Origin of the sequence: Ornithinibacillus jepli, from assembly GCF_047228935.1 — a bacterium.
Taxonomy (GTDB): domain Bacteria; phylum Bacillota; class Bacilli; order Bacillales; family Amphibacillaceae; genus Ornithinibacillus.
This window is the reverse complement of record NZ_JBFEGG010000002.1, coordinates 137,655-158,357: the sequence shown is the minus strand read 5'-3', so window position 1 is coordinate 158,357 and position 20,703 is coordinate 137,655. Positions and strand designations below refer to the sequence as shown.

Below are 20,703 nucleotides of genomic sequence, written 5' to 3'. Positions count from 1 at the left end.
TACAATAATGATGAAAAATGATAATGAAAGGTTGTTTTTACGTTGAAAAAGCAACATGATTTTACGGAAGGGAATATCTGGAGACAATTGCTGGTCTTTTCTGGACCAATCATGCTCGCTAATTTACTACAGACCTCCTATCAATTAGTAGATAGTTTATGGGTTGGTAATCTATTAGGTGCAGATGCATTAGGTGCCATAGCTGTTTCGGGTACGCTTATTTTTACAGTGTTAGCATTTATCATTGGGCTAAACAATGCGGCATTAACCATTCTCTCCCAACAAAAAGGGAAGAAAAATACAGATGGTTTAAAGCGATATTTAAATGCATTTGTCGTACTACTTTCAATCATGGCGATATCTTTAGGTATAATTGGTTTTATTTTTGCAGAAGAATTACTGAAGCTATTAGGTACACCAGTGGAAATATTACATTTAGCAAAATCTTATTTACAAATTAACTTCCTAGGGATGCTATTCTTATTTGGTTATAACTTTATTAGTACCGTTTTACGAGCGTTAGGAGATAGTAAAACACCACTCCGATTTGTAACAATAGCGGTCTTGTTAAATCTAGTGATGGATCCACTTTTCATATCCGTCTTAGATTTTGGAGTAGAAGGTGCTGCGTTCGCGACGATTATTTCGCAGGGATTTGCATTTCTTTATGGAATCATTCATGTATTGAGGAAAAAATTAGCTCCATTTACCTTACCGAAGCTCCCGCGATGGGAGGAGATTAAACTTATACTTCATCTCGGTATTCCATCAGGGTTACAAATGTCCGTTATCTCGGCTGGATCAGCAGCAATAATGAGTGTTGTCACATCATTTGGACCATCTGTTGTTGGTGGTTTTGGTGCTGCGCAGCGTTTAGATAGTATCATAATGCTTCCGGCGCATGCCTTAGGAACAGCTGTCGGTAGTATGGCTGGTCAAAATATCGGAGTGAAAAACTGGGACCGTGTTAATAAGATTGCAAGAAATGGTGTTGTGTATAACTTTACGGTCATGGTTATAGTTGGTCTACTAGTAGTATTATTCGCAGAGTATGCAGTACGCTTATTTATACGAGAGGAAGACGCAGTACAATTTGCTACAAAATACTTACAGATTATTGCTTTATGTTATCCGTTCTTGGGGATAAACTTCATTTTAAACGGCGTAGTTCGAGCTGCGGGTGCCATGTATCCTGTGCTTATTTTAAACATTCTATCGTTCTGGGTGTTAAGATATCCACTAACATTTCTATTCTCCAAGCTACTAGGAGATACAGGGATAGCAATCGGAATGGGCGTTAGTTTTGTCATTAGTAGTGTCTTTGCCTTTCTCTACTTTAAATTCGGCAAATGGCGGGAAAAAGTACTCTTTAAAAAGAAGGCTACATCGTGACAAGTTTTCGTTCGCGGGGTCGGCTAGTACAAGATAAAAAGATAGTTATACACAATTTGTGGATAGTTTGAGGATAAACGCAATATTTTGTATTGGAAATAGACAAAAAACACGAGATATTGACAGTGAACCAGAAGAATTTGTGGATAACTATATTATACGTATGGGTTGAGGGAAATGAAGAAGAAAACAAAACAAGCAATTAAGCAAACTATGTATATAGTTGTTGGGTTAATAGCCATATTTATATTACTTTCTATTTTTTCAGAAGACAGAGAACCAATGGTAAGTGAAGAAGTTCTTCAATATAAACCACTAGTAGAAAAATATGCAGAAGAATACCAAGTAGCTACTCATGTGGATGTCATTTTAGCCATGATGATGCAAGAATCAGGTGGTAGAGGAACAGATCCTATGCAATCCTCTGAAAGCTATTGCGGACAAATAGGTTGTATAGATGATCCAGAACTTTCCATTAAGCAAGGAGTCTACTACTTTTCAGAAACGCTTAAAGCAGCAGGCTACGATTTAGAACTTGCTATACAGTCCTACAATTTTGGTAAGGGCTTTATATCATATGTCCATAACACTGCTGGAACTTATTCACAAGAAGCAGCTATCCAATTTTCAAAACAAATGTATGAAAATGCCCCGGATAAGTCAATTTATACTTGTTTACGTAAAGAAGCAAAACAATACAATGCTTGTTATGGGGATATCTACTATGTACAGTCTGTTATGAGTTATCTAGAGGAGATTAATTCTTCCAACTAAATCATTCATAAGCTAAAAATTTGTTTTAATAAATTGCAGCTTATAGAATTAAATTAAGAAATACAGTTGTAATGCAAAAGATAAGGAGGTTTGAAATGACAAAAGAAATTTTCACAGAAAAAGCACCAGCAGCCATCGGGCCATATTCACAAGCAATTGAAGCAGGCAACCTAATTTTTGTTTCCGGACAGATTGGTATAAATCCAGAAACTGGTCTGGTTGAAACTGGAATTGAGGCACAAACTAAACAAGTTATGGATAATCTAAAACATATTCTAGAAGAAGCAGGTACTGACTTTTCACAGGTGGCAAAATTCACCATCTACTTAGCTTCAATGGATGATTTTGCAACTATCAATGAAATTTATGGTAGTTATTTACAAAAGCCTTATCCAGCACGCGCAACAATTGAGGTAAGCCGTCTACCTAAGGATGTGCTAGTTGAAATCGATGCTATTGTAGTGAAATCATAAGGAGGACAAGATAATGGATAATTTTACATATTACAACCCAACAAAATTAATTTTTGGTAAAGGGCAATTAAATGCACTTCCAGAGCAAGTGAAACAATATGGAACGAAGGTACTGATTGTTTATGGTGGAGGAAGCATTAAACGAAATGGTATTTATGATAATGTCTTAGCGAAATTAGCTGAAATTGATGCACAAGTATTTGAGTTACCTGGAGTAGAACCAAATCCAAGAATTTCAACTGTACGTAAGGGAGTGGAGATTTGTAAACAAGAAGGAATAGAATTTCTACTTGCCATAGGTGGAGGAAGTACGATTGATTGTACAAAGGCTATAGCTGTCGGCGCTAAGACAGATGTAGATATGTGGGATATCGTAACGAAGAAAGCATCAGCAAACGATGCACTTCCATTCGGTACAGTATTAACGCTTTCTGCAACAGGGTCTGAAATGAACAGTGGTTCTGTTATTACAAACTGGGAAACGAATGAAAAGCACGGCTGGGGATTAGCTCCTTACACCTATCCTAAATTTTCTATTCTAGATCCAGTTCATACGTTCTCTGTGCCAAAAGATCAAACAATTTACGGAATTGTGGATATGATGTCTCATGTATTGGAGCATTATTTCCACCAAGAAACAAATACATTAATACAGGACCGATTCTGTGAATCGATTCTAATTACCGTTATGGAAACCGCACCGAAATTACTAAACGACCTTGAAAATTATGAACTGAGAGAAACCATTATGCTTGCAGGGACGTTAGCGCTAAATAATATGCTGAACATAGGATTCCGAGGAGATTGGGCAACCCATAATCTTGAGCATGCGGTAAGTGCCGTTCATGATATTCCACATGGTGGCGGATTAGCCATCCTATTCCCGAACTGGATGAAGCATGTATTGGATGAAAATAATGTACACCGCTTTAAGAAACTGGCTGTACGAGTATTCCGAGTAGATACGGAAGGAAAAACTGATAAAGAAGTTGCGTTAGAGGGAATTGATAAGCTACGTGAATTTTGGAATAGTATCGGCGCGCCATCTAAGCTAGCTGATTACGACATTGATGAAAGTTCAGTAGAGTTAATGGCAGAGAAGACTGTCGTGGCAAATGTAGAATATGGCAATTTTAAAAAGTTAACGAAACAAGATTCAGTTGAAATATTTAAATCAAGCTTATAAAATACGATATTTTGACAAAATATTTCCCGGGGAATAAAGAATGTCGAATAATAAAGAACTAGCCTATTGATAAACGGCTAGTTCTTCTTTTATAGCTGTACGGATTTTATCTAAACATTCTTCTGGTGTTTTTCCGAAGATACGTCTATTATTCACTAATGCATACGGCTTAACACGACATAATCCACAAAAAGACAAGCAATCAGAGGTAAGGACTGCAACCTCAGGAAATTCCTTCTCTAATAGTTCTTCTAAGTTTAATGCCGTTATAGCATTACCGTCACATATTTCAACAACGACTATACCCATGTAGTATCACATTCTTTCCAAAAAAATAAATGGAATGATTGAATGATAGCATTGCCCAATCATCATTTCAATATTCATGCTTATCATCAGTCGTTAGTTTTTTCTACAAAACTCATTCTAACCCAATTACGTTGTTTCCAACGTCTTAGCATTAAAACGCCTCGTAACCATTCATCTGCAATAAAACCAATCCAGATACCAATTAATCCAAGTCCAAGGAAAATACCGAAGAACCATGCGAACGTTACGCTGATACCCCACATAACCATTATACCAATATAAACAGGGAACTTCACATCACCGGCAGCACGCAGGGAGCTAATCATAACTAAGTTAAATGCTCTACCTGGTTCTAATACTATCGTCATAAGTAATAACATCGTACCTGCTTCAATAATGGATCCATTATCTGTAAATATCCCTAAGAATGGTTTTGCGACTAGATAAACAACACCAGCTGTCGCTAGGGAAATAAAAATAGAAATCTTTAAACTTTTAAGTGCTCGTTCATAGGCATCTTCTATTTTCCCTGCACCAATCATATGGCCAATTAATATTTGTGTTCCTTGACCAATGGCAACGGAAAATAAAAAGATAAACATCATGATGTTTTGAGTATACACTTTAGTTGTAATTGCAATAGTTCCGAGCTGTGCAACAAAATACGTAATAACCATTTGACTAGCATTATAGGATAGTTGCTCCCCAGCTGATGGGATACCGATTTTTAACAAACTCTTAACATGACTTTTTTCATAACGAAATAGATTGTTAAAGTTAAGCTCACCATCTGTTCGTTTGATTAATAGAATCACAAGTGCAATAAATCCTATAAATCTACTAATTGCAGTGGAATAGGCAACCCCTTCCACACCAAGTACTGGAAAACCAAAAGGTCCAAAGATAACAAAGTAGTTACCAATTACATTGAGGATGTTCATTCCGATAGTGACAACCATCGTATCCTTTGTATGACCGTAGCTTCTAAGAATTGCCCCAGTAGTCATAATTAAAGCCTGAACAAAGATTAAACCACCTACAATTTGCATATAAGCTAAACCTTCGTCCATTAACTCATGCGGCAGATCCATCATGGTTAAGATTGGCTTTGCCCATAAAAATAAGGCAATACTAAGTGCAAGTGAAAATAATAAATTCATTCCTAAAGCGTTCAATGCAATTTGCCCAGCTGTTTTTGGTTTCTCTGCTCCTATATTTTGAGCGATTAATACTGCGGCGCCCTGTGCGACAAAGCCGAACATAACTATAACAACGGATAAAATTTGATTCCCAACGCCTACCGCAGCAACTGCATTGTCAGAGTATTGACTTAGCATTAATGTATCTGCATTTCCCATTAACATATGGAGTAATATTTCAATAAAGATAGGCCAAGTAATAGCGAACAACGTTAATTTTTTTGCATTATGATTATTCAAGCTGTAACCTTCTTTCTTAATAAGCAATACGAATAGTTTACAACGGGATGATAGAAATAAAAAGAGGGAATCTGAAAAATTAAACAAAAACTACGAAACTAGTACTAGCTTCGTAGTTAATTTAGTGAGAAGAAATAGTTTGGCTCTTCTGAGAAGCGTACTCATGCTTATACCATGCTACAAGTAAGAAGCCCCCGCTTAATAGAAGTAAAGCACTAGTGAAAAAGAATACGGTTGAAATTCCATATAATCCAGCAATAAAACCTCCGATAGCTGGACCTATAATATTCCCAAAGAATCGGAGACTAGTATTATAACCAAGGACTTCTCCTTGCATAGATAGTGGTGCTTCTTGCCGTATATAAGCGATTCGAAGTGGGATAATTCCACCGATCGATACACCTAGTAAGAAACGAACTATAACTAATTGCCATATAGAGGAAACAAATGCTCCTGGAATATACACAATCCCTGCTACAAATAATAGAACAATAAGGAATTTAATATATCCATATTGATCACCTAGTTTTCCCCATTTACGAGCCATTAACAAATTACCAACACCAGCTGCTGAGAACGCAATCCCTGAGAAAAAAGCAATGTTAGCTGCCCCATGGATTTCTTCTACATATAAAGATAATATAGGTTGAACACTAAAGTGAGCAATCTGTACTAGGGCTGAAATTAACATGACAACAAGTAGTACGGGATGTTTAATAATATGCAGGATTACTTCCTTACGAGAGTAAAGTTTATGTTCTTTATCTGCTGCATATTCCAAACGGTTTTCTTTAATACCAAATAATACGATAAGTGCAGAAAGTATAATAGCGATCGATACCCATTTAAAGGTAGTGGAAAAACCAAACGCATCAGCTAAAGCTCCTCCCAGTAAGGGTCCCATTAAAGAACCTGTGATACTACCAGTTTGTAATGTTCCTAGAACTTTACCAGCAACATTTTTCGGTGTTTCTGTTGCAATTAACGCTTGGGACATCGGGATAAAACCAGTAAAAATCCCCATTAATAATCTAAGTATTAATAATTGCCATACATTGGTAGCAAAGCCCATTAAAAATACGGATACTCCCATACCACTAGCAAAGAAGATTAATAGTTTTTTTCTACCATATTTGTCCCCAACCCTACCCCAAATAGGAGAAAAGATGAAAGCTGCGATAAATGTAACGAGAAATACCCATCCGGACCAGTTTTGAACATATACATCGGAAAATGAACCGAAAGAATCAATATACAAGGATAAAAACGGTATTACCATCGTGGTACTACCTGCTATAAAGAAATTGGCAAACCACATGATAAATAAATTGCGTTTAACATTGGTGTTTTCAGTATTAATTGCAAAAGCCTTCCTTCTTAAATTTATTTCGTAACTTAAATATACCGAAAACCGAAATAAATTTAAAGTGTTAAACTTTACCTAGATAAAAGGTGTTATTTTTGTGATATTGGGTATAATCAAAGTGAAAGAGTAATATTTTGATAGACAAGTAGTGGAAATGATAGAGGGAAAGGGGCTAATCAAATGAATAGATCGATGAAACTAACAATGGTGTTTACATTGATAATGAGTTTATTGCTAGTCTTTGTCATACCTGTAAGTGCTGATGAAGGGATAAATGAGAAGCTCGGAGTGCCAATTGTTGTATATGGTGGGAATTTAACGGATGAGCAAAAAGTAGAAACAGAAAAACTATTAGAAATAAGTGATCCGGAAATGGTGGATAGCTATACCGTTACTGGTGAAGATCTTGCAAAATATATTGGTGGGAACGCTAAATCTCGAATGTTTTCTTCTGCAAAAATTACAATGGAAGAAAATGGTACTGGTTTGAATGTTTCCATTATCACTCCAGAAAATATTACTGAAGTTACAAGTGAAATGTATATGAACGCATTATTAACTGCAGGGGTAGAAAATGCTACTGTTATTGTTGCATCGCCGGTTAAAGTTACAGGACATTCTGCATTAACAGGAATTTATAAAGCATATGATGCAGAAGGTGTAGAGCTTGATAAGGAAAGAATGGAACTTGCGAATGAGGAGCTTAATGTTGCCACAGATCTAGTAAAAGATTCAGGATTAACTTCAGAACAAGTTAGTGAATTAATAACACAAATTAAACAAGCTATTGCAGAACAAAAGCCAGCTTCATTAGAGGACATTGAACGAATTGTTCAAGAACAACTTGATAAACTAGAAATTACATTAAGTGAAGCTGATAGACAGTTACTAATTGACTTGTTTGAGAAAATGCGAAACTTAAATATTGATTTCAATCAAGTGAAGAACCAGTTAAATGATATTGCTTCCAAAGTTAAAGGACAACTTGAGGATATTTTGGCGGATGAGGGATTTTGGGATAATGTTGGTAACTTTTTCAAGCAACTCTTTGATGCTATTGGAAACTTCTTTTCCAATTTATTTAAATAAAATATTAATTTAGGACCACTTCCTATGGCTTATATAAGGAAAGTGGTCTTTTTTTTACTAAAAATAATCCATTTGACCGAGGATGAATTAACTATTTATTTGGGTAATAATGAGTATTTAGTATTAATTAAATAGGTAGATTAGTTATAATAAATAAAATTTTTTAATAAAATATGATGAAAATTTTTTGAATAGGTTGTATAATGGAAAAACAAGTTCAAGATTTGGACTATCTTGAATTGTTTGAACAATCTTTTAAAAATAGGAGGGTCTTAACATGAAGTTTAAGAAATGGTCATTACTGTTAGTTCTTTTACTAGCTATAGGCTTATTTTTAGCTGCTTGTAGCGGTGGTGAAGATGCTGATAGTGATAGTGAAGATCAAGGAACAGAACAACCTAGTGGAGACACTGAAGGTGATACTGAAGGAGAAACAGGCGACACAGCTGAACAAGTACTAAATATAAATATTAGAGAAGAACCACCTTCGCTACATCCAGGTCTTGCATCAGATACAACATCTGGAGCAGTATTAGACCAAGTGTTTGAAGGATTAATGCGTATTAATCAGGAAGGTGAAGTGGAACCTGCAATGGCTGCAAGTGAGCCAGAGGTATCAGAGGACCTATTAACGTATACGTTTACAATCCGTGATGACGCAGTTTGGTCTAATGGTGACCCTGTAACTGCGAACGATTTCGAATTTGCTTGGAAATGGGTATTAAATCCAGATAACCCAGATACGGATTACGCATATCAATTATATGTAATTAAAGGCGCTCAAGCTGCAAAAGAAGAGGGCGCGTCTTTAGATGATGTAGGTGTAAAAGCTCTAGATGAAAAAACGCTAGAAGTTACACTAGAACAGCCAACTCCATATTTCTTAGATTTAACAGCTTTCTATACTTATTATCCAGTTAACCAAAGTGTTGCTGAAGCTAACCCTGATTGGGCACTTGAAGCAGGTGATGATTATGTGACAAATGGTCCTTTCTTACTTGACTCTTGGGCGCACAATGACAAGGTTGTACTTAAGAAAAACCCAGATTATTGGGATGCAGATACTGTAAAACTTGAAACTATTAATATGGTTATGGTTGATGATGAAAATACCGCACTTCAAATGTACAATGCAGGAGAATTAGATTGGGTTGGATCACCAACTGACTCAGTTCCATTAGCTGCAATTCCGGCGTTAAAAGAAGAAGGTTCATTAAATATTTCTCCACTTGCTGGAGTGTACTATTATGCATTTAACACGGAAGAAGAGCCGTTTAACAATGTAAATATTCGTAAAGCATTTGCATTAGCAATTAATCGTCAAGGTATTGTTGAAAACATTTTGAAAGGGGAACAGCAACCAGCGATGGCGCTAGTACCTCCTTCAATCTGGGAAGAAAACACAGAAGGATATTTTGCTGATAACGATGTAGAAACAGCAAAAGAGTACTTACAAACTGGACTAGAAGAGCTTGGTTTGGATGAACTTCCTCCGATTACACTTTCTTATAACACTAGTGAAGCACATGCTACAATTGCCCAAGCGGTGCAAGACATGTGGAGTACTAACCTAGGTGTTGACGTAACACTAAGCAATGAAGAATGGAACGTATACCTAGACAATATGGGAGCAGGTAATTTCCAAGTTGGACGTATGGGATGGCTTGCAGACTTTAACGATGCAATTAACTTCCTAGAAATCTTCAACTCTATTGGTGGAAATAACTACACGAACTGGGAAGATGCTGAGTACCAAGAATTATTAGCTCAATCAAGAACTGAAACAGATCCTGCTGCTCGTAAAGAAATTCTACGTCAAGCAGAAGAAATCTTTATGGAAGCATTGCCGATTGCACCAGTTTATTTCTATACAAACGTTTGGATTAATCAAGATTATGTGAAAAACGTGAAAGTATCCGGACTTGGTGGGGTTCAATACAAGTGGGGCTATATTGAAAAATAAGTCCCAATGACAATTTAAAAACAAGAAGCAAATAACCAAGATAGGAAACGCATGGATAAATGTGTCTACTATCTTGGTTGCTTCCTTTATGGGAATAATTTTTATAATATTACGAAGTTTTCCTCATATTTTGAGAATAACAATTGAATATGTAATTAGCGCAAAAATTAGACTCCCGATGAGAAATACAGCAACAATAGTATTTCTTTGCATATTTAAAACTTATTCTCTTTTTTTGAAATGAAAGAGAATAGTGAAAGGGGGGCTTAATTCTCCCCTTTTTTTATTTCAAGTAATTGGAGGTGTACCTGTTGGCGAAGTATCTGTTAAAAAGATTGGCATATATTCTACTTTCCCTTTTCTTAATTATTACAGTAACATTTTTCATCATGAAAGCTGCACCAGGTGGACCATTTGCTTCTGAACGAAAACTTCCCCCTGCTATTGAGCAGCAAATGAATGATGCCTACGGCTTAAATGACCCGATTTATGTTCAATATGCCGATTACTTAGTTAAGGCAATAACGTTTGACTTCGGACCATCTTTTAAATATGAAGGACAAGAAGTCATGGATATAATTTTACGTGGCCTTCCTTACTCGTTAGTTTTAGGTTTAGAGGCAATATTTGTTGCAATTGCGATAGGTGTGGTATTAGGTGTGTTTGCTGCATTAAAACATAATAAATTTGGTGATTATTCTGCAATGGTAATTGCCGTACTTGGTATTTCGGTCCCTAGCTTCATCATGGCGACTATTTTGCAATACATCTTTGCTACCCAACTTGAGTGGTTCCCGATTGCAAGAATGGAAACATTCTGGGGCTCTATACTACCAGCATTAGCATTAGCAACGACACCTCTAGCCTTTATTGCTAGATTAATGCGATCAAGTATGCTGGATGTCCTTAACTCTGATTATATAAAAACAGCTAAAGCAAAAGGAATGGGCCAACGTATTGTGACCTATAAACATGGACTTCGAAATGCGATGCTACCAGTTATTTCTTATGTAGGACCATTAGTAGCAGGTATTCTGACAGGTAGTTTTGTTATCGAGCAAATCTTTGGTATCCCTGGTCTAGGTAGAGAGTTTGTGACGAGTATTACGAATCGTGATTACACGGTAATTATGGGAACTACAGTCTTCTATAGTGTGCTACTATTATTCTCCATCCTAATTGTCGATTTGATTTATGGATTAGTAGATCCAAGAATTAAAGTAGCTGCAAAGGCGGGTGAAAAATAATGGCACAACCACGGTTAACAAACGTAGATTTTGAACCCCTTCATATTGATCACGAAGAATCAGAACGTATCGTTGGAAAAAGTACCTCCTTTTGGAGAGATGCTTTTCGAAGGTTTGGTAGAAATAAACTTGCGATAGCTGGAATTGTCGTTATTGTATTATTAGCAGTTATGGCTTTAATGGGATCAACTATTTCAGGACAAGACTATAAAGCTAATGATTTAATTAATAGTAACCAAACTCCAACTGCAGAGCACTGGTTTGGTACAGATAGTTTAGGTCGAGATATATTTACGAGAACATGGGAAGGTGCGAAGATTTCTTTATTTATTGGTCTAATGGCAGCGACATTAGATTTAATCATTGGTGTAATATTAGGGGCTTTTGCTGGCTTTGTCGGTGGAAAAACAGATGAGTATATCATGAGGTTTGCAGATATTCTCTCAAGTGTTCCATACCTACTCGTTGTAATTCTACTAATGGTAGTACTTCCCCAAGGGTTATGGACGATGATTATTGCCATGGTTATTACTGGCTGGATTAATATGGCCAGAATAGTACGAGGACAGGTAATGCAACTAAGGTCAGAGGAATATGTATTAGCGTCAAGAGCGTTAGGTGCTAGTAAATCCAGATTATTATTTAAACATTTGATTCCTAATACATTAGGTCCGATTCTTGTTACGTTAACCTTAACAGTTCCGTCTGCTATTTTTACAGAGGCATTCTTGAGTTTTCTTGGACTTGGAGTACCTGCACCACTTGCAAGTTGGGGTGTTATGACTAGTGAGGCACTAAGTTCGTTCCACTATTATCCATATCAGTTATTCTTTCCAGCCTTTTTCATCTGTTTAACGATGCTAGCGTTTAATGTTATCGGTGATGGGCTGCGAGATGCACTTGATCCGAAAGAAAGGAAGTAGGAAGGAGGATGCGAAATGAAAAAAATACTTAGTGTTAAGAATCTGTCTGTATCGTTTAATACGTACAATGCAGAAGTGAAGGCAGTAAGGGATATATCTTTTGATTTACATGAACAGGAAACGCTAGCAATCGTTGGAGAATCAGGATCAGGTAAAAGTGTTACCGCACAATCTGTAATGCGTCTTATTCCTATGCCTCCTGGTAAATTTGTAGGTGGATCGATTACATTTAACGGTGAAGATATAATAGAAAAATCCGAAAAACAAATGGAAAGCATCCGAGGAAAAGAAATTGGGATGATATTCCAGGACCCGATGACATCACTAAACCCAACAATGACGATTGGAAAACAGATAGCAGAGGGATTAATTAAGCACCACAATATGTCTAAGCAAGAAGCATTTAACAGGGGATTGGAATTACTAAAGCTTGTTGGTATACCTAACCCAGAAAAGCGTATAACACAATACCCGCATGAGTTTTCAGGTGGTATGAGACAAAGAGCTATGATTGCTATCGCTTTAGCTTGTAACCCGAAGATATTAATTGCGGATGAACCTACAACTGCATTAGATGTAACGATTCAAGCGCAGATCCTAGATTTAATGAAAGAGATACAGAAAGAAACCGGTACTGCCATTATCCTTATTACGCATGATTTAGGTGTAGTTGCCAATTCGGCTCATCGTGTAGTAGTCATGTATGGAGGTAAAATAGTAGAAACCGGGTCTGTAGATGAAATTTTTTATAATCCAAAACATCCGTATACATGGGGACTGTTAGGATCAATGCCTAAAGTAGACGGCAATGATGAAGAATTAAAAGCAATTCCTGGTTCACCGCCTGATTTAGCAGATCCACCTAAAGGATGCCCTTTTGCGGCACGTTGTCCATATGCAATGAAGGCTTGTAATGAACATATGCCAGAATACTATGAACTATCGGCAACCCAAAAGACAGCTTGTTGGCTACTAGATGAGCGAGCGCCAAAAGTAGAACCGCCAGAATATGTAAATGTAGGAGGTTCGAAAGTCCATGGCTAATACAAAAGAGAAATTACTCGAAATAAAAGATTTAAGAAGACATTTTAAAGTAGATCGTAAAAATGAATTAAAAGCTGTTAACGGTATCACGTTTGATATCTTTAAAGGGGAAACCTTTGGCCTTGTAGGAGAATCGGGTTGTGGTAAATCTACTGCTGGCAGAACAATTATGGGATTATATCAAGCGTCCGGTGGTGAAGTAGTATTTAAAGGTGCTAGTGTCCATGCTAAAAGATCGAAAAAGGAACAAAGAGACATACATCGACGGATGCAAATGATTTTCCAGGATCCTTATGCTTCCTTGAACCCTAGGATGACGGTAAAAGATATTATTGCAGAAGGAATCGATATTCATGGTCTTGCGAAGACTAAAAAAGAGCGTGAAGACAGAGTCATTGAACTACTTGAGACAGTTGGTTTAAATGCAGATCATAGAAACCGCTATCCACATGAGTTTAGTGGTGGACAGCGACAACGGATTGGGATTGCAAGGGCGTTAGCAGTAGATCCTGATTTTATTGTAGCTGATGAGCCAATATCTGCTCTTGATGTATCGATTCAAGCACAAGTAGTTAACTTGATGAAAAGACTACAAAAGGAAAGAGGATTAACGTATTTATTCATCGCTCATGATTTATCCATGGTCAAACATATTAGTGATCGAGTTGGGGTCATGTATTTAGGTAATATGGTGGAGATAGCAACTAGTGATGGATTGTATCAAGAGCCATTACATCCTTATACACAAGCACTTTTAAGTGCAATCCCTGTTGCTGACCCGGGGTATGAACGGTCTAGAGAAAGGGTAATTCTAGAAGGTGATGTACCAAGTCCAATAAATCCTCCAAGTGGCTGTCCATTCCGTACCAGATGTCCAATGGCAATGGAGATATGTTCCAAAGCCCAGCCGGAATTTATTGAACATCAACCAGATCATTGGGTGGCATGCCATTTATATGGAAATAAAAATTAATAATAGCTTTGTATGCTAGCTAGTTCAAAGGCGAATTTATCGCTTTTGAACTAGCTTTTTTGTATTTAAAAAAGATGGAAAGGTTTAGATGCCAGTTAATAATATTTAGAAAAAACAGTTATTTAACGACACTAAAAATTTTGAACATTACAAAACAAAAGTAGTTAAATATAACTACCATAAAAAAATAATCGGTTTTTGTCGAAAAATAAACACCCCAAAAAGCCTTGAATTATAAGGGTTTTGGGGATTTTATGCGAAAAACTTTTAAAAGTTTTTTAAATCTTTTTTTAAATTATTGGTGCAATCTTAAAAAAATGGTAGTATAATAGTTTTCATCACGTAATTCCAATAACACTAAATTGTCAGAATAATTTAAACAATGATAAGATTAACGTGTCTCATAAATACTATAAAAAAGTACACCCTAAAAAGGCATAATGTCTTGGGCCTACAATTAAAAAATAGGGGGATTAAGAATGTCGGAAAAGCTGTTAGAAATTAAAAATTTAAAAACATCATTTCGTATAAAAGATGATTATCATGCTGCTGTTGATAATTTATCTTTAACTGTTAATAAGAATGAAGTTCTGGCAATCGTTGGGGAATCAGGTTGCGGTAAAAGTGCATTAGCATTCTCTATTATGGGTCTTCATACTCGTGCGAAAATTGAAGGCGATATCCTTTATAAAGGAAAGAACATTGCTAATATGTCACCTTCTGAGTTAAACAAAGTTCGTGGTAAAGATTTAGGAATGATTTTCCAAGATCCGTTAACCTCATTAAATCCATTAATGGAAGTTGGGGAGCAAATTGGAGAAACATTATATTTACACAATAAGAACATGTCTAAGAACGAGCGTCAGGAGAAAGTTTTAGATTTATTAAATAAAGTTGGTATTCCTCGTGCGGAGCATGTAATTAATCAGTTTCCACATGAATTATCAGGTGGGATGCGCCAACGTGTTATGATCGCAATGGCAATTGCTAATGAGCCTGAGCTACTAATTGCAGATGAACCGACAACAGCACTAGATGTTACGATTCAATCTCAAATTCTTGATTTAATTAATAAGCTGAAGGATGAGATGGATTCCGGTATTATCTTAATTACTCATGACTTAGGAGTAGTAGCAGAGATGGCTGACCGTGTAGCAGTTATGTATGCTGGACAGATCGTAGAAATTGCAGATGTGCAAACATTATTTGAAAATCCACTACATCCATATACAAGATCATTATTGAATTCTGTACCGAATGCAAATGCGAAACAGGATGAACTACATGTTATTCAAGGTATTGTTCCTTCATTACAAAATCTACCGAGAGAAGGGTGTCGTTTTGGCGCTAGAATACCATGGATTGACGAATCTGCTCATGAAGCGCATCCGGAACTGAAAGAAGTATCATCAGGGCATCATGTACGTTGTACATGCTATAAGCACTTCAGCTTCCCTGACGAAAGCAAGGAGGAACAACATGTCTTATCTTGAGGTAAATGATTTAAAAGTTCACTTCCCGATTAAGGGTGGTGTTTTCGGGAGAACCGTAGGCCATGTTAAAGCAGTTGATGGTGTATCGTTCTCATTAGAAAAAGGTAAAACTTACGGTTTAGTAGGAGAATCTGGTTCAGGTAAAACAACGACTGGAAGAGCAATAATTGGATTGAATAATATTACATCCGGAAAAGTAATGTTTGACGGTCAAGATATCACCGATATTGCACGTGGTCGCTCTGAGGCGCGTAAAAACATCCAAATGATTTTCCAAGATCCTTATTCATCACTAAATCCTAAAAAACGTGTGGTTGATATTGTGTCAGAACCAATACGTAACTTTGAAAATCTTACTCGAAAAGAAGAACGTAAGAGGGTACAAGAATTGCTTGAATTAGTAGGGTTAAGTCCTGAAAGTATTTTGAAATATCCACATGAATTCTCAGGTGGTCAACGTCAACGTATTGGTATTGCAAGAGCAATTGCTTTAAAACCAAAACTAATCATTGCCGATGAACCAGTTTCAGCATTAGACGTATCAGTACAAGCACAAGTACTGAACTTTATGAAAGAAATTCAGAAAGAACTTGATTTAACCTACCTATTTATTAGCCATGATTTAGGAGTAATCAAACATATGTGTGACGATATCGGTATTATGTACAAAGGTCGTTATGTAGAAGCCGGTACTGCGGATGATATCTTTAATGACCCGCAGCACATTTATACAAAGCGTTTAGTAGCAGCAATTCCTGATATTGATCCTAAAAAACGTGAAGAAAAGCGTCAATTCCGTGAAGAGGTAAAAACGGAATATGAACAGTCTTATAATGATTACTTTGATGAAGAAGGTTTAGCCTATAAACTACAGCCAGTTTCGGAAACACACTTAGTGGCTTTACCTGAGAAAGGTTGATAATATGTGGAAATTTACATTACGACGAACGTTAATCATGATTCCTCAGTTAATTGTCCTTAGTATCTTAATCTTTGTACTAGGTCAATTAATGCCAGGGGATGCTTTATCTGGTCAAGTTGGTCCAGAAGTAGATCCGGCAAGACTAGATGAAATTCGTGAAAATATGGGATGGAATGATCCTTGGCATGAACAATACGCAAGATGGATGGGTGGCGTTCTGCAAGGTGATTTAGGACAATCATTCCGATTCAAAATGCCAGTAACAGAATTAATTGGAGAACGTATCATGAATACGTTCTGGTTATCTGTCGCTACATTAATCTTTACTTATTTAATTGCTATTCCACTTGGAATTGTTAGTGGACGTTACAATGACACTTGGCGTGATCAATTAATTACAGGATATACGTATGTTGGGTTTGCAACACCATTATTCATATTCGCCCTTGTTATGCTTTGGTTGTTTGGATTTAACCTTGGGTGGTTCCCAACTAGCGGTAGTGTGACACCAGGACTTCAACCAGGGACGTTCGACTATCTGGTGAGCAAAATTTATCACTTAATTTTACCAGCATTTTCTATGGCACTTATAACAACATATAGTACGATTCAATATCTTCGTAATGAGATTGTTGATACGAAGCAAAAAGACTTTATATTAACAGCAAGAGCAAAAGGTGCATCTGAAAGAAGAGTATATAATCACCATATTTTAAGAAACTCACTTTTACCAATCGCAGCATTTTTTGGATTTGAAATTACGGGATTAATTGGTGGTTCCATCTTTATTGAAAACATATTTGGTTATCCTGGGATGGGACAGCTATTAGTGGAATCGATTAGTCTACGTGACTACACTGTTTTAACTGCAACAACTTTATTATTCGGTGTTGCTTCCATTCTAGGTGCATTACTATCGGATATTATCTTAAGTATTGTTGATCCAAGAATTCGTATTAAATAATAGGTAATAGTGAGGTGAAAATAAATGGGAAACAAAAAAGCAGAAGAAGTAAAATCGAATGAACCGATAAAAAGTCCATCTGGCTTTAGAATAATCTGGCGAGAATTAGTTCGAGATAAATTAGCTTTAATCTCGTTAATCTTTTTAATATTAATTATGGCATTTGTATACGGTATTTCAATAATTTTAGATCAAGATGAAATTGTTACAGTAGATTTGTTCTCCATCTATGAACCACCTGGTGAAGAGTTCATCTTAGGTACTGATTACGGTGGACGTGATATCTTTGGACAATTAATCATCGGTACAAAAAACTCATTATCAATTGCGATACTGGTAACTGTAATGACAGGAATCATTGGAATATCATACGGTTTAATTTCTGGTTACTTCGGTGGCCATATTGATAACATCATGATGCGTATTCTAGATTTCTTCTTAATCTTACCGTTTACGATGATTGTTATTGCTTTCGTAGCGATTGTTCCGAAGTACAGTGTTATGACGTTCTCTCTTATTATGACAGCGTTCCTATGGATGGGGATAGCTCGACTAATAAGATCCAAGGCTTTACAGGAAAAAGAACTGGATTACATTCAAGCATCTAAAACGCTCGGTAGTTCTAATTTCAAAATAATTTTTACGCAGTTATTACCTAACTGTAGTTCATTAATTATTGTAACGATGACACTTAATTTAGCTGCTAACATTGGACTTGAATCTGGTCTATCTTTCTTAGGATTTGGTTTTCCTGAGAGTACACCAAGTTTAGGTACATTGTTGAGCTATGCAACTAATCCACAAACACTTGAAAGTAGATGGTGGATTTGGGTACCAGCGTCAATATTAATCTTACTTCTAATGTTATCAATCAATAACGTTGGACAAGCACTTAAACGTGCAACAGATGCAAGACAAAGAAGAGGGTAATGGGGTTTTATAATAAATAAATCTTGGCCGCGCCAAAGAAAGGCCAAGGAAATCATATCTATAAAAATAGGGAGGCAACTATGATGAAAAAGACAAGCAAATGGCTTTTAGCTCTAATGCTAGTATTATTGCTTGCACTTGCTGCTTGTGGCGGCGATAGCGATAATGAGTCTTCTGATGACAAAGGGGAAAACACTTCAGAAGATAACAAAGGTGCTGAAGCAAATGAAGATGGAATCTTCAATATTGAAGACTTCAGCATGACAGCTTCAAACAATGGTGAAGCACTTGAAGATGGTTCACTTACTTACGGTGTCGTTTCTGATACTGTACTTGAAGGAACATTTAACTTCAACTTCTATTCTGCTGCACCTGACTATGAAGTAATTGCATGGTTCGATGAGCCTTTATTCGACTCTGATGCTAACTATGCCTACACGCAAGATGGAGCTGCTACTTGGGAAGTTGATGAAAGTGGTAAAGTTTACACTTTCCAAATTAAAGATGGCGTTAACTGGCATGATGGTGAGCCTGTAACAGCTGAAGATTGGGCTTATGCTCATTATGTTATTGGACATCCAGACTATGTTGGTATCCGTTACGGATCTGATTTCGAAAACATTGTAGGTATGGAAGAATACCATGCAGGTGAAACTGATACAATTTCTGGTATCGAAGTAATCGATGAAAAAACATTACAAATTACGTACAAAGAAGGCGGTCCTTCTCTAATTACTGGAGGAATCTGGCCATATGCTTTACCTAAACATATTTTCGGTGAAATGGAAGTAGCTGAAATGGTTGAATCTGACGCAGTTCGTAAAAACCCAATCGGATTCGGTCCTTACAAAGTTGATTCTATCGTACCTGGTGAGTCTGTTGTTTTAACTAGAAACGAAGACTACTGGAGAGGTACACCTGCTTTAGAAAAAGTTACAGTGAAGGTAGTTTCTCCTTCTACTGTAGTACAAGAATTAGAAACTGGTGGAGTTGACATGGTTGACTCATTCCCAACAGATCAATTCGTTGATAACGCAGATATGTCTAATGTTGAATTCCTAGGTCAAGTAGACGCTGCTTACACGTATATTGGTTTCAAACTAGGTAAATGGAATGCTGATGAAGGTAAAGTTGAAGTAGATCCAAATGCTAAAATGGCTGACGTAAACCTACGTCGTGCTATGTGGTATGCGGTTGACAACAACGCTGTAGGTGACAACTTCTACAATGGTTTACGTTGGAACGCTACAACATTAATCATTCCATTCTTCCCAGAATATCATAATCCTGATATTGAAACACCAACATACAACCCAGAAGAAGCTAACCGTATTCTAGACGAAGCTGGTTATGAAGATGTTGATGGTGATGGATTCCGTGAAAACAAAGATGGTGAGGAGTTAGTAATAAACTTCGCATCTATGTCTGGTGGGGACACTGCTGAGCCTTTAGCTCAATACTACATCCAATCATGGGAAAAAGTAGGTCTTAAAGTACAATTAGTTGATGGTCGTCTATTAGAGTTCAACTCATTCTATGATCGTGTAGAAGATGACGATCCTGCTATCGATATTTACCAAGGTGCTTGGGGTACTGGTACTGACGTGAACCCTGCAGGTATCTTTGCTGGTAATTCACCTGCAAACTATCCACGTTGGACTAATGAAGAAAATGATGAGCTATTAGCTCAAGGTGCTTCTATGCAAGCTATGGATACTGAATATCGTAAAGAAGTTTACGACAAGTGGCAACAACTAATGGTTGATAACATTCCAATGTTCCCAACTCTATATCGTTCTGTACTTGTTCCTGTAAACAACCGTGTAACGAACTACACACTTGACCCTGCTTCAGATCTTCGTCGTTACCAAATTGGTGTAACAGAAGCTGAATCTGTAGTAGCTGAATAATTATGTAAAAGAAGAAGCCTTCACGGCTTCTTCTTTTTTTGTGTAGAAAATAGATAATTCCTCCATCTACTCTTGTAAATTTCTTTACATAAACTTCACATAATAATGTTCTGAAACCCCTATTAAATTCATCATGAAAGTGTTTTATGCTATTTTTAATAGAAATAATTATCTAAATACTTTTAATAAAAAGTTTAAAAAAAGCTTGTTAAAACTCTGAAAATAATATATACTTTAAAAAAATAAATCATATATTACAATTTCATTACGAAGATAGGCTATATGGCATAAATTCGATAATAAATT

The 20,703-nt window shown here is 36.6% G+C and carries 18 protein-coding genes; 15 read left to right on the top strand and 3 right to left on the bottom strand.

Annotated elements, in window-relative coordinates; all coding sequences use genetic code 11:
• The first annotated feature begins 42 nt into the window (after nt 1-42).
• From AB1K81_RS08720 to AB1K81_RS08705, 4 genes are all read left to right on the top strand, one after another.
• Nucleotides 43-1,392: an MATE family efflux transporter gene (locus tag AB1K81_RS08720; protein ID WP_412976273.1), complete on the top strand. Its 1,350-nt coding sequence runs from the start codon at nt 43-45 to the stop codon at nt 1,390-1,392.
• 177 nt (nt 1,393-1,569) lie between these two features.
• The gene (locus AB1K81_RS08715; protein WP_412976272.1) at nt 1,570-2,166 is read left to right on the top strand and encodes a lysozyme family protein; all 597 of its coding nucleotides are present in this window, start codon (nt 1,570-1,572) and stop codon (nt 2,164-2,166) included.
• A gap of 95 nt (nt 2,167-2,261) precedes the next feature.
• Nucleotides 2,262-2,639, top strand: a complete 378-nt coding sequence (locus AB1K81_RS08710) for a RidA family protein (protein WP_412976271.1) — start codon at nt 2,262-2,264, stop codon at nt 2,637-2,639.
• 13 nt (nt 2,640-2,652) lie between these two features.
• On the top strand, nt 2,653-3,825 hold the full coding sequence (locus tag AB1K81_RS08705) for an iron-containing alcohol dehydrogenase (RefSeq protein ID WP_412976270.1): 1,173 nt from the start codon (nt 2,653-2,655) through the stop codon (nt 3,823-3,825).
• A 63-nt stretch (nt 3,826-3,888) separates the two neighbouring features.
• On the opposite strand, the gene AB1K81_RS08700 is transcribed toward AB1K81_RS08705, so the two are convergent.
• From AB1K81_RS08700 to AB1K81_RS08690, 3 genes are all read right to left on the bottom strand, one after another.
• Nucleotides 3,889-4,134 (bottom strand): YuzB family protein, encoded by a 246-nt coding sequence (locus tag AB1K81_RS08700; RefSeq protein WP_412976269.1) that lies wholly within the window; start codon nt 4,132-4,134, stop codon nt 3,889-3,891.
• 86 nt (nt 4,135-4,220) lie between these two features.
• Nucleotides 4,221-5,573 (bottom strand): MATE family efflux transporter, encoded by a 1,353-nt coding sequence (locus tag AB1K81_RS08695; RefSeq protein ID WP_412976268.1) that lies wholly within the window; start codon nt 5,571-5,573, stop codon nt 4,221-4,223.
• Between the two features lie 121 nt (nt 5,574-5,694).
• A complete protein-coding gene (locus tag AB1K81_RS08690; protein WP_412976267.1) occupies nt 5,695-6,891 on the bottom strand; it encodes an MFS transporter in 1,197 nt (398 codons plus the stop codon).
• Nucleotides 6,892-7,119: 228 nt separating this feature from the next.
• Here AB1K81_RS08690 and AB1K81_RS08685 point away from each other — a divergent pair, with 228 nt between their 5' ends.
• From AB1K81_RS08685 to opp4A, 11 genes are all read left to right on the top strand, one after another.
• Nucleotides 7,120-8,028, top strand: a complete 909-nt coding sequence (locus AB1K81_RS08685) for a DUF1002 domain-containing protein (RefSeq protein WP_412976266.1) — start codon at nt 7,120-7,122, stop codon at nt 8,026-8,028.
• A gap of 277 nt (nt 8,029-8,305) precedes the next feature.
• Nucleotides 8,306-9,991, top strand: a complete 1,686-nt coding sequence (locus AB1K81_RS08680) for a peptide ABC transporter substrate-binding protein (protein WP_412976265.1) — start codon at nt 8,306-8,308, stop codon at nt 9,989-9,991.
• Between the two features lie 311 nt (nt 9,992-10,302).
• Nucleotides 10,303-11,238, top strand: coding sequence for an ABC transporter permease (locus AB1K81_RS08675; protein ID WP_412976264.1), 936 nt, complete (start codon nt 10,303-10,305; stop codon nt 11,236-11,238).
• A complete protein-coding gene (locus AB1K81_RS08670) occupies nt 11,238-12,161 on the top strand; it encodes an ABC transporter permease (protein WP_412976263.1) in 924 nt (307 codons plus the stop codon). The genes AB1K81_RS08675 and AB1K81_RS08670 overlap by 1 nt, the downstream gene beginning before the upstream one ends.
• A gap of 15 nt (nt 12,162-12,176) precedes the next feature.
• Nucleotides 12,177-13,205 carry an ABC transporter ATP-binding protein gene (locus tag AB1K81_RS08665; protein ID WP_412976262.1) on the top strand — a complete coding sequence of 343 codons (1,029 nt, stop codon included), beginning with the start codon at nt 12,177-12,179 and terminating at the stop codon, nt 13,203-13,205.
• Complete coding sequence (locus AB1K81_RS08660) at nt 13,198-14,178, top strand: ABC transporter ATP-binding protein (protein WP_412976261.1); 981 nt, start codon at nt 13,198-13,200, stop codon at nt 14,176-14,178. The genes AB1K81_RS08665 and AB1K81_RS08660 overlap by 8 nt, the downstream gene beginning before the upstream one ends.
• Before the next feature lie 479 nt (nt 14,179-14,657).
• The gene (locus AB1K81_RS08655) at nt 14,658-15,671 is read left to right on the top strand and encodes an ABC transporter ATP-binding protein (RefSeq protein WP_412976260.1); all 1,014 of its coding nucleotides are present in this window, start codon (nt 14,658-14,660) and stop codon (nt 15,669-15,671) included.
• A complete protein-coding gene (locus tag AB1K81_RS08650) occupies nt 15,658-16,590 on the top strand; it encodes an ABC transporter ATP-binding protein (protein WP_412976259.1) in 933 nt (310 codons plus the stop codon). Before AB1K81_RS08655 ends, AB1K81_RS08650 begins: the two co-directional genes overlap by 14 nt.
• 4 nt (nt 16,591-16,594) lie before the next feature.
• Nucleotides 16,595-17,557, top strand: coding sequence for an oligopeptide ABC transporter permease (opp4B, locus tag AB1K81_RS08645; protein ID WP_412976258.1), 963 nt, complete (start codon nt 16,595-16,597; stop codon nt 17,555-17,557).
• Between the two features lie 24 nt (nt 17,558-17,581).
• Nucleotides 17,582-18,487 (top strand): ABC transporter permease, encoded by a 906-nt coding sequence (locus tag AB1K81_RS08640; protein WP_412976257.1) that lies wholly within the window; start codon nt 17,582-17,584, stop codon nt 18,485-18,487.
• Between the two features lie 83 nt (nt 18,488-18,570).
• Nucleotides 18,571-20,397: an oligopeptide ABC transporter substrate-binding protein gene (opp4A, locus tag AB1K81_RS08635; protein ID WP_412976256.1), complete on the top strand. Its 1,827-nt coding sequence runs from the start codon at nt 18,571-18,573 to the stop codon at nt 20,395-20,397.
• The last annotated feature ends 306 nt before the right edge of the window (nt 20,398-20,703 follow it).